This window comes from Rubrivivax gelatinosus IL144, from assembly GCF_000284255.1.
Taxonomy (GTDB): Bacteria; Pseudomonadota; Gammaproteobacteria; order Burkholderiales; family Burkholderiaceae_C; genus Rubrivivax; species Rubrivivax gelatinosus_A.
Window position 1 is genome coordinate 2,707,123 of the sequence record NC_017075.1, and the last position, 15,266, is coordinate 2,722,388.

The 15,266-nt window shown below is 65.4% G+C and carries 14 protein-coding genes; 7 read left to right on the top strand and 7 right to left on the bottom strand.

Annotated elements, in window-relative coordinates; all coding sequences use genetic code 11:
* Positions 1-3: 3 nt before the first annotated feature.
* From tssG to RGE_RS12535, 7 genes are all read right to left on the bottom strand, one after another.
* Positions 4-1,074: a type VI secretion system baseplate subunit TssG gene (gene tssG / locus RGE_RS12505; RefSeq protein WP_014428772.1), complete on the bottom strand. Its 1,071-nt coding sequence runs from the start codon at positions 1,072-1,074 to the stop codon at positions 4-6.
* A complete protein-coding gene (gene tssF / locus RGE_RS12510; RefSeq protein ID WP_014428773.1) occupies positions 1,038-2,885 on the bottom strand; it encodes a type VI secretion system baseplate subunit TssF in 1,848 nt (615 codons plus the stop codon). The genes tssG and tssF overlap by 37 nt, the downstream gene beginning before the upstream one ends.
* The gene (gene tssE / locus RGE_RS12515; RefSeq protein WP_014428774.1) at positions 2,882-3,367 is read right to left on the bottom strand and encodes a type VI secretion system baseplate subunit TssE; all 486 of its coding nucleotides are present in this window, start codon (positions 3,365-3,367) and stop codon (positions 2,882-2,884) included. The genes tssF and tssE overlap by 4 nt, the downstream gene beginning before the upstream one ends.
* Before the next feature lie 71 nt (positions 3,368-3,438).
* The gene (locus RGE_RS12520; protein WP_014428775.1) at positions 3,439-3,978 is read right to left on the bottom strand and encodes an Hcp family type VI secretion system effector; all 540 of its coding nucleotides are present in this window, start codon (positions 3,976-3,978) and stop codon (positions 3,439-3,441) included.
* 51 nt (positions 3,979-4,029) lie between these two features.
* A complete protein-coding gene (gene tssC, locus RGE_RS12525) occupies positions 4,030-5,508 on the bottom strand; it encodes a type VI secretion system contractile sheath large subunit (RefSeq protein WP_014428776.1) in 1,479 nt (492 codons plus the stop codon).
* Between the two features lie 5 nt (positions 5,509-5,513).
* On the bottom strand, positions 5,514-6,029 hold the full coding sequence (tssB, locus tag RGE_RS12530) for a type VI secretion system contractile sheath small subunit (protein ID WP_014428777.1): 516 nt from the start codon (positions 6,027-6,029) through the stop codon (positions 5,514-5,516).
* 53 nt (positions 6,030-6,082) lie between these two features.
* Positions 6,083-6,655, bottom strand: coding sequence for a hypothetical protein (locus RGE_RS12535; protein WP_014428778.1), 573 nt, complete (start codon positions 6,653-6,655; stop codon positions 6,083-6,085).
* Between the two features lie 393 nt (positions 6,656-7,048).
* Between RGE_RS12535 and tssJ the strand changes: the two genes are divergently transcribed.
* The 7 genes from tssJ to RGE_RS23725 all read left to right on the top strand — a co-directional run bounded on the left by tssJ (position 7,049) and on the right by RGE_RS23725 (position 15,265).
* A complete protein-coding gene (gene tssJ / locus RGE_RS12540; protein ID WP_014428779.1) occupies positions 7,049-7,651 on the top strand; it encodes a type VI secretion system lipoprotein TssJ in 603 nt (200 codons plus the stop codon).
* Positions 7,652-7,671: 20 nt separating this feature from the next.
* Positions 7,672-9,021, top strand: a complete 1,350-nt coding sequence (tssK, locus tag RGE_RS12545) for a type VI secretion system baseplate subunit TssK (protein ID WP_014428780.1) — start codon at positions 7,672-7,674, stop codon at positions 9,019-9,021.
* A 6-nt stretch (positions 9,022-9,027) separates the two neighbouring features.
* A complete protein-coding gene (locus RGE_RS12550; protein WP_014428781.1) occupies positions 9,028-9,825 on the top strand; it encodes a DotU family type IV/VI secretion system protein in 798 nt (265 codons plus the stop codon).
* Positions 9,826-9,856: 31 nt separating this feature from the next.
* Positions 9,857-12,652 (top strand): type VI secretion system Vgr family protein, encoded by a 2,796-nt coding sequence (locus RGE_RS12555; protein WP_014428782.1) that lies wholly within the window; start codon positions 9,857-9,859, stop codon positions 12,650-12,652.
* A gap of 1 nt (position 12,653) precedes the next feature.
* Positions 12,654-14,021, top strand: coding sequence for a hypothetical protein (locus RGE_RS24580; RefSeq protein ID WP_052310998.1), 1,368 nt, complete (start codon positions 12,654-12,656; stop codon positions 14,019-14,021).
* Positions 14,018-14,956, top strand: a complete 939-nt coding sequence (locus RGE_RS24090; RefSeq protein WP_014428784.1) for a hypothetical protein — start codon at positions 14,018-14,020, stop codon at positions 14,954-14,956. The genes RGE_RS24580 and RGE_RS24090 overlap by 4 nt, the downstream gene beginning before the upstream one ends.
* 69 nt (positions 14,957-15,025) lie before the next feature.
* Positions 15,026-15,265 carry a VRR-NUC domain-containing protein gene (locus RGE_RS23725; protein WP_014428785.1) on the top strand — a complete coding sequence of 80 codons (240 nt, stop codon included), beginning with the start codon at positions 15,026-15,028 and terminating at the stop codon, positions 15,263-15,265.
* Position 15,266 lies beyond the last annotated feature (1 nt).

Here is a 15,266-nt window from a genome sequence, read left to right on the forward strand (position 1 = left end):
AGGTCAGGCCAGAGCCAGCAGGTCGTAGCCCAGATCGCTACGGTCCTGTCGAACGGGTTCGGTGACGAGAAAACTGTCCCAGCCCAGACGGGCGGACGAACTGCCATCGAGGGTGATGCCATGCACATCTTCGGCGCGCAGCGTCAGGCGGACTTCGTATTCGAGCGTGCCGCCAGTCATCAGCCCCAGCAGTTCGGCCAGCGCCAGCGCTGCCGGGCCGCCGGGCAGGAAGCGGGCGAAGCGACGGCGCGTCAACGGGCCGAAGGTCAGGCGCAGCCGCAGATCGCGCTGCCAGACACGCTCGCCCATCACCACGTCGTGGCCCAGCCGCATGTTCTTCAGGCCCAGGTGCGACTGGTTGGCTCGCGGCAGCGTGAACCAGCGGCCGATGAACTGCTCCAGCCGCACCGGCACGCCGAAGTGCTGCTGCAGCACGCGCTGCAGTGCCACGGCCGACAGCGGCCGGCGCTGCAGGGTGCCGGCAAAGAAAGCCAGCGCGTCGTCGGCCACGCCGCCCTTGCTGGCCTGCAGGCGTTGGCGCACGCCGGCATGGCCGAGGCCGGCCAGCGACAGCACCAGCGGCAGGTAACGGTTGCTGCGGTCGGCCTCGAACTGCACCGGCAGACGGTGCTTCTGCCAGCCTTGGTAGAAGAGCACCGTCGCGCGGTGGAGGAAGATGTCCAGGAAGGCGCGGCCCGCGCGATCGCGGTGGTAGGCCTCGCGTTCGGCGAGGAGTTCGGTGTAGTAGTGGGGCAGGGCACCGCCGGCGCCCAGCAGTCCGATGAAGGCCGGCGTGAGCGCGATGCGTCGCAGGCCGAGCGACTGCGGCACGCCGTCGTCGGAGTGCAGATCCCCTTCCATCGACAGGTGGGCGATCTCGCTGGCGGGAAACGACAGCGACAGCGGGTTGCGTACCGCCAGCCGCTGCCCCAACACCTGCGCGGAAGACAGTCCTTCTTGCCGGCGAAACCATCGCTCCAGCAACCGCAGCGCCTGAAAGAAGCCGAAACCGTGCGGCTCTTCCAGCAGCCGCGTGATTACAGCAGGGGGCTGCCGCCGCTGCGCCGGGGGCACGTGACGAGCTCCTCCTGCGTGCGATCCGACACCAGCTTCAACTGGGTGAAGCTGTTGGCGTGCACGTACAGGCCGAAGAAATGGTCCAGCACCTGCGCGAACAGGCGCAGGCCGCTGCCGGCGAAGCGCTGTTCTTCGACCAGCAGTCGCACCTCGATGCCCCGCACGAAGCAGGGAAAGGGGTCACCCGGCAGGCAGGCCGTGGCCGCCCGGTAGTCGATGCCGCGCAGGCCTTCCAGCACGCTGCGGTTGCTGGTGCTACGCGGCAGGTCGTAGAGGCGCAGCATCTCCTTCAACGCCTCGATGCCACCGCCCGACAGCGACAGATGGTTCAGGGACAGGTGCGATATCAGCCGCCACAGCGCACCACGCCCGCGCTCGAAGCGCACTGTTGGCGTGGGTTTGCGCAGCAGGCGAATCTCGCGTGCGATGCCGCCTCCGTCCTGGAAGAGATCGCCGCCAGGGTTTGCGATCGACAGCTGGCTAGGCAGGTCCCTGTTGGTCGCCATCACCTCAAGCGACAAGGTGTCGGTCTGCGGCTGTGCGGGGTCGAAGTCGACGTCGACGATGGCCAGTTCGGTCTCGAAACCCGGGCTGGCCTCGGCCACCACCTCATTGCGTCGCACGTACCAGTAACGGCCAGCGGCCTCGCCGTCGGCCAGTAAATCGTCGTGCTGCAGCGAGTAGAACGGGCGGAACTCGTCGATTGCCTCCCCCTGCGCAGACTGGCGCACGCGCCAGACCCGTTCAACCGAGTGGACCTCGAAACCGAAAGCGCGCCGTGCGTCGGGCAACACCGGGTAGGCCTCGGCGCTGTGCGTCACGCGGATCGGCTCGGCGCGCTGGCGAAACAGGTTGACCACCGGGGTGCAGCCCAGCAGAAGGTTGCGCTCCGTGAGTGTTTCAAGAAGACGTGCCTCATCGGAATCGCTGCGCACGCCGCTCAGGGGGAAATGCAGCGTGACGCTGCGAGCGGCGCAATCCCTTAGCGCAGCGGGCAGCGGCAGGTCGACGAAGTTGAACTTCTCCGGGAAGGCGAAGTACTCGGTGAGCAGGCGGTACGCGGGATGGGAGCGCGCGTCGAAATCGATCAGAGCCTCGTCTTCGGCGAAGCCCACCTCGCGCGGCCATGCATCGGCTGCGGCCTGCCAGGGGCCGTGGGGGGAGGTCTGGAGCAACGCGCCCTGCACGCGGCCGAAGAAGGCTTCGCGCACCGCGGCGACCTGCGAAGCCTCGCCATCGATGTGCAGCCGGATCGCCTCGGCGCCCAGCGTCGACCAGCGGGCCTGCGGCGACACCAGCGCCAGTTCCACCGATAAAAGTGTGGTCGCGCCGGGCGGCACCGGCGTGCCGTCGGGTGCCTGCACGGCCCCGCGAAAGGCGGCCGACACTACGCGCAGCGGCAGCAGTGCCGTGGAGAAGGCGGTTCGGAACCGGCACGTGACGCCATGCACCGGCCGGCTGCTGAGCAGGCTGCCTCGCGGCAGCACGCCGCCTTGCGTGAGCTGCGCCGCACCGCCGCCCACATCCAGACGCGCGACCGCACAGGACGGGAAGGGCCGCAGATAGTGCGGGTACAGCACCTCCAGCAATGACTCGGTGAACAGCGGGAAGTCGTCGTCCAACCGCTTGTGGATGCGCGAGGTCAGGAGGGCGAAGGCCTCGATCAGGCGTTCGACGTGCGGGTCCTCGCCGACGTCTCCGCTCAGCATGAGCCGGCCGGCGATCTTGGGGTAGCGCTGCGCAAAGTCGCCCGCGTGCTGGCGTAGAAACGCCAGTTCGCGCTCGTAGTGCGGCAGCAGATCTTTCATGGCGCAGTCTCGGCCGCAGGGCGGCGGGCGGCGGTCACCGCATACTGCTGCGTGCTGGTCTGAAGCATGGCGTCGAAGTTGACCGGCGCCTGCATCGGGTGCACCTTCAGCATCGCGCGGATAGTGAACTTCAAGTTCTGCTTGGACACTTCGCGCGGATTGAGCTGGACACGGACATTGCGAAGCCGAGGCTCGTGGTCGTCGATGGCCCGTTCTATGGCGTGGCAGATGAACGCCTGATCGGTGGTGCTGGCCATCGAACGGGCCGCGAAGTCATCGAGGCCGAAGGCCAGAACCGAACGCCGTGCGAGCACATGGCCGCGCATGTCATCCGCGCCGCCGCCGCGACGAGAGTTCAGGAGCGCCTCCACGTCGCGAGCGACGGTGTCCTTCAGCTGTTCGAGCGTGAGCATCGGTCGCGTCGCGTCTTCGGGCGAGGCGTCGATGAGCCGGTCGAGCAGGTACGGCGCAAAGCGCTGCATGGCGGCGAGGAACTAAGCGAGACAGAGCGGCATGTCTGCCGCCCTTTGCACGGTTCAGAGGATGCCGGCGCTCAGCCCGCGAACGAAACGTCGTTGGTCTTGAGGTTCCACATGCCTTGGACGTTGGTGTTCTTGGCCGAGGCGCCGTCGAGCGGGGCCTCGTTGTAGGTCCATTGCACCGCCGAGTACTTGAGGCCAAAGACCTCGGTCGGCAGCTCGGTGCCGCTGACGATGTTGGTGGATACCGATGACACCACCACGTTCTTGAGCTGGATCTTCAGGTAGTTCACGCGCTTCGTGCCGCTCTGCGTCTTGTCTTGGCCGCCGAAGGCACGGTAGAAGTAGATGTCCACGTCCTTGTAGACGGTGCCGGCCGAACTGGCTTGCCAGAGCTTGGTGCTGGCGGAATCGATCTCCTTCGTGAAGATCATCTCCCCATGCTCGGTGCGTTCTGCGGTGTGGCCGCCTGAGGATGAGGCGGCAGCCGACTTCGGCTGCTGGATTCGGTGCTCGAACGAACCGACCTCGATGCCGTACTCCGCGGCATGCTTGGAATCGCGGGTCTCGCCCTTGATGTCGGAATTCTTGAAAACGACGTAGATGTCCTTCATTCAATTACCTCCGCTAAGCTTGTTCGGAATTCGCTGGTCACGGCCGAGTGGCTAACCCTTGCGCCCCTGCGGTAACTCGGCCACCAGACGCAGGGATACTGTCAGTTCGTCGAGCTGGAAGTGGGGACGGATGAAGCTGACGGCCCGATACACGCCTGGGCGGCCAGGAACCTCGCTCACCTCGACGCTGGCCTCTCGCAGCGGGTAAGCGGCTTTCACTTCCTGCGTGGCGTTGTCGTCGGTGGTCACGTACTGCCGGATCCAGGCATTCAGAAACTCCTGGACATTGCTTGCCGACGCGAAGCTGCCGATCTTGTCGCGCATCATCGCCTTCATGTAATGCGCGATGCGGCAGACCGCGAACATGTACTGCAGCTGGGACGACAGCACGGCATTCGCGTTGGCGCTGTCGCTGTCGTACTTCCGGGCCTTCTGCGACGACTGAGCACCGAAGAACGCGGCGTAGTCGGTGTTCTTGCAGTGCACCAGCGGGATGAAACCGAGGTCGCTCAACTCCTTCTCGCGGCGATCGGTAATGGCGATCTCGGTGGGGCACTTCAGCGCCACCTCGCCGTCATCGGTCTTGAAGGTGTGCGTCGGCAAGTCTTCCACCAGCCCCCCGCCTTCGACGCCGCGAATGGCCGCGCACCAGCCGTACTTCTCGAAGGCCGAAGTCAACCGGGCGCCCATCGCGTAGGCAGTGTTGACCCACAGGTACTTGCTGTGGTCGGAGCCGTCGACGTTCTCGATGAAGTTGAAGCCTTCGGTCGTCGTACCGTCCTTCGGGTTGTACGGCAGCCGGCCCAGAAAGCGTGGAACCGTGAGGCCGACGTAGCGAGAGTCCTCGGATTCGCGCAGCGAGCGCCACTTCGCATACTCGACCGAGTCGAACACCTTGGACAGGTCGCGCGGCCGCCCCAGTTCGTCGAAGCTCTCCAGACCGAACAACTGGGGCGATGCAGCGCTGATGAACGGCGCGTGCGCGGCCGCGGCCACATGCGACATCTGCTCCAGGAAGTACATGTCTTCGGGCTGGCGCGTGATGGCGTAGTCGCCAATGAGGGCCCCGAACGGCGCGCCGCCGAAGGTGCCGTACTCTTCTTCGTAGACCTTCTTGAAAAGTGCGCTCTGGTCGAAGTCGACCGCAGCCTGGAAGTCCTTGACCAGTTCTTTGCGGGTCGCGTTGAGGACTTGGATCTTCAGCGTCGAGCCAGTGGAAGTCTGCTTGCAAAGGTAGTGCAGACCTCTCCAGCTCGACTCGAGATTCTGGAAGTCGACGTGGTGCATCACCTCCGACAGCTGCTCGGAGATCAGGCGGTCGAGTTCGGCCACGCGGGCATCCAGCGTGACGCTCAGGTTCTCCGAAACGACGACCGTGCCTCCGAGCACCTCGCGCACGAGTTCGGCGATGATGTCCTTCGCGTGCGTGTGCTCGGCCTCGGAGCGCGCAACCTTGCTGGCGCTGACGATCTGGTCGAGCAGGCTGCCTTCGGCCGCGGGGGGCTGGACTTGGAGTGCTGCTTGAGACATGGCGCTCATTCCCCGGACGACTGGGTCTCGGTGCCGAGCATGTGCAACTGCTCGGTGTTGCGTAGCACCTCGCCCAGCAGGTCTTCGAGCTTCTCGTTGCCAGCGAGCTTGTTGCGCAGGTCGGCGAGCTTGGCGCGCGCTTCCAGCAACTTCCTCAGCGGCTCGACCTGTTGGACCACGGCCTCGGGGCGGAAGTCATCGAACTTGTCGAACCTCAGGTTCACGGCGAACTCTCCGCCTTCTTCGCTGAGCGTGTTCTTCACCCGGTAAGAGGCCTGCGGCGCCATGCCCTTGAGGACGTCGTCGAAGTTGTCGAGGTCGACGTTGACGAACTTGCGGTCCTTCAGCTTGGGCAGCGGCTTGGCCGGGTCCTGCTTGCCGGTGAAGTCGCCAAGAACGCCGACCACGAATGGCAGTTCCTTCTGCTCGATCGCATCACCCACTTCGACGTCGTAGGTGAGTTGCACGCGAGGCGGGCGAATCTTCTCGAGGCGCTTTTGGACGCTCTCTTTCTTGGCCATGGATTCCTCCTGGAAGGTGCCTGTGTTCGAAGGTGAGGCGGGTTGGAGCAGGCCTACTTCAGCGCGTCAAAAGGGCTCTTGGGTGCCACCTGTTTGGACGGCGAAGACGCCGGGTTGGCCGGCTTGGCCGACGTGGCCACCGGTGCCGCTATGGGCGCAGGTGCGACAGCGGTCGGCGTCGCTGCAGTCGCCGGTTGTTTGGGCACTGCCTGCCGGTTCGCGGCGCGGCGGCTGGACGAAGCTGGGGCCGCGGTGTTCTTGCCCGTAGGCGGAACGAGAACCGTCTCGCCCAGCAGCTCGCGCAGGGTCTTGGTCAAACCCTCGGCCTGCAGTCTGGAGTCGTTGGGCAGCTTGTTGTTCTGGGCGCGCAGGGCCGACAGCGCCTGCGTGGACACGCGCAGCCCGCTGACGGCGAGCACGCTGGTGGCTATGGGGTCGGCGGCGTCGCGTTGCAGCACTTCCTGCGCCGCGAGGATCGCGTTGCCGTAGTCGCCTTCCTCGAAATAGCTCTCGGCCAAACGCGACCAGGGCTCCTTGGCGGTGGGGTAGGCGCGAGCCGCGCTGCGGTAGATGTCCCGCTCCTTGCCGGCCATGTTGTCAGCGCGAGCCTTCGAGGCCTCGGTCATGTATTCCTGCAGTGGCATCACCTGAGGCGCGGGGGCGGGTGGCACTTGGGGCTCGGTCGCGCAGCCGGCACCCAGTGAAGCGACAGCAACAAGACCCGAGACACATAGAACACGGAGTCGGTTCACGGCAGACCTACTGCTCTCTGAAAGTTGATCTCATTCGGGATTAGAGCGCTGCTGAATTTGCTAGAAATGACGCTTCTTGCCACGCGCTCACGGCCCGAGACGTCGCGAATGTAGTCGAACGTTCTGTCGTCCGTCCTCATCAAACAGATTGACGAACTTGGAGTTCCTGTGGGGGCCGTTAGCTAGACTTTCAATTCGCACTTGATGTGCTGCATACGTTCCGTCATTTTGGCAAACGAGCTCCCTCAATAGCCAACACATCATCTCGTGTCAACCCTCAAAGCGCTGGCTCTCAGGGCATCATTCTCGGGGGCCGTGCTGCTCACTGGCTGCGCCTCTTCCCAGGGAGTTTTGGCACTCGACAAGCCGCTCGAATGGCTGGGGATGAAGAAGCCGGAGTTGCCGCCAGCCGCTGTCATTCCGCTCGAACGGAAAGTGACGCTTCGCTTGCACGCAGGCGACAGACTGAACACCGATTCGGGGGGGCGTTCTCTTTCGATTGTTGTCAGAATTTACAAGTTGAAAGATGTTGATTCCTTCATGGCTTCGCCGCTGGCAGCTTTCCAGGACGACAAGGCAGAGAAAGCTGCTTTCGGGGAATCGCTCATCGCGGTTCGTGAAGTCGTGCTCACGCCCGGCCAGAAGTACGAAGTTGTGGAAACGCTCGCACCCTCGGTCTCGAACCTGGCCGTGGTGGCGCAGTTTCGCGCGCCTGCCGATGGCCGCTGGCGCTTCGCCTTTTCCGCCCAGGCGGCTGAGAAGACCGGCATCACACTGGGCTTGCACGGCTGCGCCATGAGCGTGGCCACCGGCGAGCCCGTGAACACGGCCCCCGAACTGCTGCGCCTGGCGGGGGTGCACTGCCGCTGATCCCTTGTCGAGAGAAACTCGTGCTGCCATCTTCCAAAGTTCTCTGGGGTGAAGGCCTCTTCCTGCGGCCGCAACACTTCCAGCGCCAGGACGCCTACCACGAGTGGCGCCTGGCCGAAGGCATGCGCACGCTGCATCCGTACGCCTGGGGCGTTCGCAAGTGCCGTGTCGACACCGACGCGCTGGCCAGCGGAGTTCTGCGTTTCGCCGAACTGCAGATCGTCTTTCCTGACGGTGAGATGTACGCCGCGCCAGGCGAAGACGACCTGCCCGCGCCGGTCAGTCTGGCGACGCTGCCGACGGGCTCGACCGAGTTCGTGTTCCACGCGGCGATGGCGCCGTTGCGCAGCGCTGGCAGCAACAGCGCGCGAGGCGATGCACCTGCCGATGCGTCTACGCGTTTTCGCCAGGCGGCTCAGGACGCGGCCGACTGGTTCACCGCCGCGGCCGGCGCCGACGTGGTGCTGCTCAAACGCGTGGTGCGTGTCGTCGCCGAGCATGAGCCGCGCGAACACCTGGTGAGTCTGCCGCTGCTGCGCCTGCGACGGCAGGCGGCCGGCGGCTTCGAGTACGACGGTCGCTTCATGCCGCCGTGCGTGGCGCTGCAGGCATCGCCCATGCTGGTGTCGATGCTGCGGCGGCTCATCGAGATGCTGCAGGCCAAGGTCGATGCGCTGTACGGCTTTCACCGCGAGCCGTCCAAGCACGTGATCGAGTTCCGCTCGGGCGACGTCGCTTCGTTCTGGCTGCTGCATACCGCCAGCTCGGCCTGCGCGGCGCTCACGCACTACCAGCACAACCCGGCCCTGCACCCCGAGCGCCTGTTCGAGCGCCTGCTTGAGCTGGCAGGGGCGCTGATGACCTTCTCCAAGAGCTTCACGCTCGCCGATCTGCCGCCGTACCGCCACGATGCGCCCGGGCCGGCCTTCCTGAAGCTCGACACCATCGTGCGTGAACTGCTGGAGACCGTGATCTCCACGCGCTACTTCGCGATTGCACTGGCCGAGGTGCGGCCGTCATTCCACGTCGGCCGGCTCGACAGCGAGCAGATCACGCTTTCCACCACGCTGGTGCTCGGCGTCAGCGCCGCAATGCCGGCTGCCGAGTTGGTCGACGCGGTGCCGCTGCGCCTGAAAGTCGGCGGCCCCGACGACGTCGCAAAGCTCGTGCTGTCGGCAATGGCCGGCGTGCGGCTGGTTCATATGCCTCAGGTCCCGGCCGCCATCCCGGTGCGCCCTGGCAGCTACTACTTCCAGTTCGAGGCGCGCGGGCCGCTCTATGAACGCATGTTGCAGAGCCAGTCGGTCACGATCTACGTGCCGTCGGGCATCGAGGAAGTGCGGCTCGAACTCTTCGCCCTCAACGCATAAAGAACCATGGCCGACACCCCTGCCGCTCCTTCGCTGATGCCCGGCTTGCGGCCAACCCCCAGAGCGGGCGGCAGCACGCACGAGGCCCGCTCGCTGCTCGACCTGATGGTCGACGGGTTCTACATGCTCTTTCTTCTGAAGAACCGCTATGTGCCCAGCGGTGCCGACGAGTTCCGCGAGCGCATCCGCGATTTTCTCGACGGCGTCGAGCGCGGTGCCAAGAAGCTGGGGCAGGCCGGCGTCGAGACGCCGGCCGAGGACATCTACCTTGCCAAATACGCCTATTGCGCGCTGGTCGACGAGATCGTGTTGAGCTCGCAGGGGTCGATGCGAGACACCTGGGCGCGCAAACCGCTGCAGCTGGAGCTGTTCGGCGAGCAACTGGCCGGCGAGAACTTCTTCGTCCGCCTGGAGGAGCTGCGCCGCCAAGGTGCGGCCCGAGTGCAGGCCCTCGAGGTCTTTCACATGTGCCTGCTGATGGGCTTCCAGGGCAGGTACATGCTGGAGCAAGGGTCCGAGAAGCTGGGTTATCTGTGCGACCGCCTGGGCGACGAGATTGCCAACCTCAAGGGCCGGCGGGCGCCATTCGCGCCGCACTGGCAGGCGCCCGATTCGGTGATGAACCGTCTGCGAGGTGAAGTACCGCTGTGGGTCGTCGGAGCGCTATTCGCACTAGCGGGGCTGGCGGCTTTCATCGGCATGCGCTGGTCGCTGGAACGCGAGACGAAGGGCGACCTGGCGGGCTACGCGCAGATCGTCAAGCTCCCGCCCCCCACGGCCCACATCACCATTACGCTGCCGTAGCGCGGTGGGAAGGCGCCAAGAGCACACGCAGATGTCATCGAAGCAGCGGGCGAGCCGCCTGGACTTCACGGCCCTGCTGGATCAGCAGGGCCGCATGCTGCAACTGGAAAGCGCGCTGCCCGCGCTGGCACTCGTGCCCGAACGCATGGTGCTCCAGGACGCGGTCAGCCAACCCTTCGAGCTGGTGCTCGACGCCATCGGTTCGAGTGCGTTCTTCGAGCTGAAGACCTTGGTGGGCGAGCAGCTCAGCGTGCGCCTGCTGCAGCCCGACGGCCGTGGCAAACCGTTCCACGGTTATGTGTTCGAAGCCGCGCAGCTGGGCAGCGACGGCGGTCTCGCGCGCTACCGGCTGGTGATGCGGCCTTGGCTGTCTTTTCTTGCGCTGCGGCGCGATGCATTCGTCTTCCAGGACAAGACCGCGCAGCAGATCGTCGAAGAGGTTTTCTGTCACTACCCGAGCGCGAACTTCCGCTTCGAGCTGAGCGATGAGCTGCGCCAGCGCAGCCTGTGCGTGCAGTACCGCGAGACCGATCTCCAGTTTGTGCAGCGGCTGCTGGCCGAAGAGGGCCTGAGCTGGCATTTCGAGCACCTGGACGACGGCGCATCCGATGCCCACGCGGAGGGGCATGCGAAACACGTGCTCGTCGTCACCGACCGCATGGCCACGCGGCCGGCGCTGGGCGACGCGCGTTTCACCAGCCAGCATCCCACGGCCAGCGTGCGCGGCCAGAAGGACGCCGTGACGGCCTTCATGGCGCAACGCCAGCTGATGCCCAACGCGGTGACGCTGGGCAGCTGGGACTACAAGCACTTGTGTGGCACGGCGGCCGAGGACAGCACGGCGCTGGCCATCGGCGAACTGCCCGTGCTGGAGGTCTATGACGGTGCCGGCGCCTACCACCATGCCGACAGCGACCGAGCTGCACGCGCCGCAGCGCTTGCACTGGCCGCGCTGGAACTGGACTTCGAGCGGTTCGAAGGGCAGGGCAGCACGCGCCACTTCGATGCCGGGCGCACGTTCAGGCTCGTCGACCATCCGCTGTTCGGCGCCAACACCACGGCGCTGAACTACGCCGGTGCGCTGCTGCACGAAACGGCCGACAACGAGTTCGTCCTGCTGGCCGTGGAACACCACGCGACCAACAACCTTGGCGCGCAGGTGGCCGAGTTGCTAGGCGGCACAGAACTGGAGCACGGCAGCTACAAGAACCACTTCCACGCCGCGCGCGCGTCGACACCGGTGGTGCCGCGCTTCATCCGCAAACCCAGCGCACACGGCCTGCAGACGGCCTTGGTCGTGGGCGTGCAGGGCGAGCCCGTCACCACCGACCGCGACCTGCGGGTGAAGATCCAGTTCCCCTGGCAGCGTGGCGGCAACGCACCGGGAAACGAGACCTCGGGCACCTGGGTGCGTGTGGCCCAGAGCGCCGCCGGCGCCAACTGGGGCCAAGTTTTCGTGCCGCGCATCGGCTCCGAGGTTGCGGTGGCCTTCGTCGAAGGCGACATCGACCGCCCGGTGGTCACCGGCGGGCTCTACAACGGCCAGGATCTGCCGCCGTTCTCCGCCGGCGTGGACTCGGGCATCAACCACCCCGGCGTGATCGACGGCTGGCACAGCCAGGCGCTGGACGGTGCTGGCTTCAACCAATGGGCGCTGGACAACAGCACCGGCCAGTTGCGCCTGCGCCTGCACGCCAGCTACGGTGCCGGCGAGCTGGGTCTGGGCCACCTCATCCAGCAGCCCGGGGAAAGCGCGCAGCGCGGCGCCTGGCGCGGCGCGGGTTTCGAGGCCGGCACGCAAGGCTGGGCGTCGCTGCGCGCGGGCAAAGGGCTGCTGTTATCGACCTCGGCGCGGCCCGGCAGCTACGGCTCGGCACAGGGCACGCAGATGGACGCAGCCGAGGCCGTGACGCAGCTGAAGGCCGCACGCGACCTGGGTGCCCGGCTTTCGGGCGCAGCGCGTTCAGGCATGGCCGCGCCGCTACCCACGCACGACGAGGGCCAGGCGCTGGCGCGTTTCGTCCAGGCGATCGATCCGCAGCAAGACGGCCGGCACGCCGGGCCCGTCAACGGCCAGCAGGCGCAGAAGGCGGACGGCCGCACTCCGGGCGAGCCGGTGGAGACCTTCGCCCAGCCAAACGTGCTGCTGGACACCCCGAGCACGCTGCTAATGGCAAGCGAGGCGAGCATCGCGGCCTTTGCCGGGCAGGACTTCAGCGCCGTGGTCCAGGGCGACATCCAGCATACGGCGGCGCACACCTACGCCGGCGTCTCGGGGCAGACGACGAGCTGGTACACGCACCAGGGCGGCGCCAAGCTGCACGCGGCCAACGGCCCGGTGTCGATCCAGGCCCACACCGACGCTCTGCAGATCCTGGCCGACCGCGAGGTGACGGTCATCTCGGTCAACGACGAGATCACCGTCAGCGCGAAGAGCCGCATCGAGCTCGTGGCCGGCCAGAGCGCCATCGTGCTCGACGGCGCCAACATCGACTTCTCGTGCCCGGGCAAATGGCAGGTCAAGGCCTCCAGCCATGGGTTCCAGGGTGGCGCAAGCCAGGCGGCGAGCTTGCCGGCCTTGCCGGACGGCCGGGCGACACTGTTCCAGGAGCAGTTCGTGGCAAGAAATGCGATCAGCGGCCGGCCCGTGGCCGGCATGCCCTACCGCATCGAGCTCAGCGACGGCGAGGTCATCACCGGCGTGACCGACGAGTACGGCAAGACGGAGGTGCTCGCCACGGCCGATCCGCAGGGGGTCAAGCTCTACTGGGTGCCCGCCGTGGACGGCGGCATCTCGAGCGATGAGCCCGACACAGAGATTTGCTGACATGGGCGGCAACAACACGGCGCCGGCGGCCATCAGCCAGACCAAGCCCCACAACCGCGGGGCGCTGACGCCGGTCGACGTCACTCCGCCGCGCAAGGTCAGCTACGTCTTTCAAGCGGTCAGCGCCGGCGGTCTCAGCATCCCGTATGCCGTAGCCGTCGACGGGGTGGTGCTGGCGGAGTTCGCCCAGAAGGCCCGGCGCGTGAGCGGGGACCGAGGGCGCTTCAGCGTGACCGTTCGCCAAGGACAGCGTGTGAGCCTGTACCTCAACAGCGACGCCGCGGCACAGTGGCGGCAGCACCCGGTGTACGCCGTGACGGCTGGCGAGCGTGACGTCGTCGTGCAGGTGACCGAGAAGATGGGCAAGCATGCCGACACCGACACGCCCGTGCGGCAGAACCCAGACGCCGATGCCGGCGCAGTAGACCTCTACGCCGCACCGCTGACCGGTGACGTCTGGATGAAGGTGTCGCACCTGTACACGCCGAGCGAGATCGACGCGCGGCTGCCGGCCAACGTCAGCGAGGCCGTGAAGGCCGCCGTCAAACGCATCTACAGCGGACTGGGCAGCGCAACTCTGGTCATTGACGAGCCGCCCACAGCGCAGCACCCGGCGCGCCGGCTGCAAATCACTTTCACGGACTCCGAGAACCCACGACAAAACATCAGCCGTTACAGCCTGCTCGCCGACGGTCTGCCGCGTTCACATCCGGCCGGTTATGCAGCCCTATTCTCGGCCGCCCTGGAAGCGGACGTCGGCCAGATCACGCTGGCATCGTGCTGGCGCCCGATGCTGGGCAGCATCGGGCACCGGGCGGGTCTGGGCCTGGATGTTTCGGTGCTGGGCGGCACCGTGCTGAACAGGCAGGAGTTGCGGCGGGCGTTCGAAGGCAAAAACGGCACCCGGCGTGGGAACGGCAATGACCGCGACAACGTCACGGACGCCGAAGTGGCGGCGTTTGGGGCGCATGAGGAGGCAACCAAGCTCGACGATATATCACAAGCAGAAGTCAAGGCTGCTCGTGCCGCATTGAAGAATGCAACTGAGGCAGGAAATGCCTCGGTGATTTCGGCTGCCAAGGATAGGCTGGCGAAGGCCAGCGATGCTGCTGATAAGACTAACGAAGCTCAAATCAAAACAAGAAACGCCTGGGACGAAACCCGAAAAGCAGGCGAACCCCATCACGTTCAGCGCTACCGTGCCTCCTTGCTCAAGTGCACCTGCGTGCGTCAGCTTTTTGATCCTTGGGTCATGGATATCGACACGCGCGACGCCGCGGAACCGGAGCCCAATATGCAGAAGACCAGAAACGAGACGACGCACGCGCACCACCTGCACATCACGGTTGACGAGCCGAGGATCCTATGAGCAAGATATTTCATCGAACGCGATGCCAGCTATATCGCGCCTTCATTATTTTCCTGGCTCAGCTGTATGCGTCCTTCGGTGCCTCAGCGCAGACCGATGACGATCGCTTTGGATGGCTAGATCGTCCATGGGAGCTTCAGTATGTTGTGTATGTGACCGAGCGTTGGGGAAGGAGTGTCCGTGTCGCCAAGGAACTTACGGAAACGAACGCTCCAGATGATCTCGAGCTATACTGGAAAACGCTATTTGAGCCCGTTTCTTTTCACCAGTCTCGCCACAAATGGGCCAGCCCGGGCGAAGGATTGACCGTCGTATTGATCGAGTTCGAACGCGATGGCAAGGTCAAGACCCCGCACCATTTTGATCGGCCGCTCTATGGCAGGATCGATAAGAGGTTGTACGTGCGGCTGTCACCTGGCGACTACGCCACCCAGCCGCGCTTTAGCCTGGGAGAGTGGTTCATGGGTCTGGGCGACATCAGCACGCATTGGGCTCCGGGACTCTGTAATTCCAAGCAGATGCCGTCCCCTTTCGCCAGGACATATTCTGGCTATCTCTATGGGCCTGCCTACAGTCCATCCTGGGGAACTGCCAGTTTCGGCTGCCGGGAGTGGGCTTACCAGCTAGGCGATCCTGGGCGTCCATACATCGATATCACCAGTTACTTCCCGAAGAACGCCGACCCCGGCGGCAGCGGCACCTACGTGTTCAGCACGATGGGCTGGGCCCGCTTCAACGACGACCGCAAGCCCATCATCGGCCGCCACGAGGACGACTGGTTCTGCCTGCACGACTGCCCGGGCGGCGACAAACCCGGACTGATCCCCGACATCAAGGCTTGGGCCGCCAAAAACGGCTGGCCCGTGCCCAAGCCCCCGACACGCATTCCCGTCTTCCCGGACCCGCCGGCCAAACCAGGCCGTTATCCCCAATAGGGTCCGCATGCGGTAATCAGTGAGGATTTTCCGTTCTGGCCCTGTCCCCGCGGCAGTCTGGCGCCGGACATGGCGATCGTCGAGTATCGACAGCAGCCCTTCGAGGTGCCCAACGTGTTCGCCGCGGTGGAGGTGAAGTTTCCGGGAGATTGGGTCAAGAAGGAACAACTTCGCGACTACGTCGATTTGATGCGAAGTGACGACAAGGTAGCGGTGCTTCGGGTTCCGGAAGACTGCACAGACCTCGTGCCCGGAGACGGACGCACCAGACTATCGGTTCCTTCGCTGGGCGGAAGGAGAAATAATTGAC

Coding starts and splice junctions, on each gene's coding strand:
- tssF (WP_014428773.1), bottom strand. CDS start 2,885: ATGAAAGATCTGCTGCCGCACTACGAGCGCGAACTGGCGTTTCTACGC.
- tssE (WP_014428774.1), bottom strand. CDS start 3,367: ATGCAGCGCTTTGCGCCGTACCTGCTCGACCGGCTCATCGACGCCTCG.
- RGE_RS12520 (WP_014428775.1), bottom strand. CDS start 3,978: ATGAAGGACATCTACGTCGTTTTCAAGAATTCCGACATCAAGGGCGAG.
- tssC (WP_014428776.1), bottom strand. CDS start 5,508: ATGTCTCAAGCAGCACTCCAAGTCCAGCCCCCCGCGGCCGAAGGCAGC.
- tssB (WP_014428777.1), bottom strand. CDS start 6,029: ATGGCCAAGAAAGAGAGCGTCCAAAAGCGCCTCGAGAAGATTCGCCCG.
- RGE_RS12535 (WP_014428778.1), bottom strand. CDS start 6,655: ATGACCGAGGCCTCGAAGGCTCGCGCTGACAACATGGCCGGCAAGGAG.
- RGE_RS12550 (WP_014428781.1), top strand. CDS start 9,028: ATGGCCGACACCCCTGCCGCTCCTTCGCTGATGCCCGGCTTGCGGCCA.
- RGE_RS12555 (WP_014428782.1), top strand. CDS start 9,857: ATGTCATCGAAGCAGCGGGCGAGCCGCCTGGACTTCACGGCCCTGCTG.
- RGE_RS24580 (WP_052310998.1), top strand. CDS start 12,654: ATGGGCGGCAACAACACGGCGCCGGCGGCCATCAGCCAGACCAAGCCC.
- RGE_RS24090 (WP_014428784.1), top strand. CDS start 14,018: ATGAGCAAGATATTTCATCGAACGCGATGCCAGCTATATCGCGCCTTC.
- RGE_RS23725 (WP_014428785.1), top strand. CDS start 15,026: ATGGCGATCGTCGAGTATCGACAGCAGCCCTTCGAGGTGCCCAACGTG.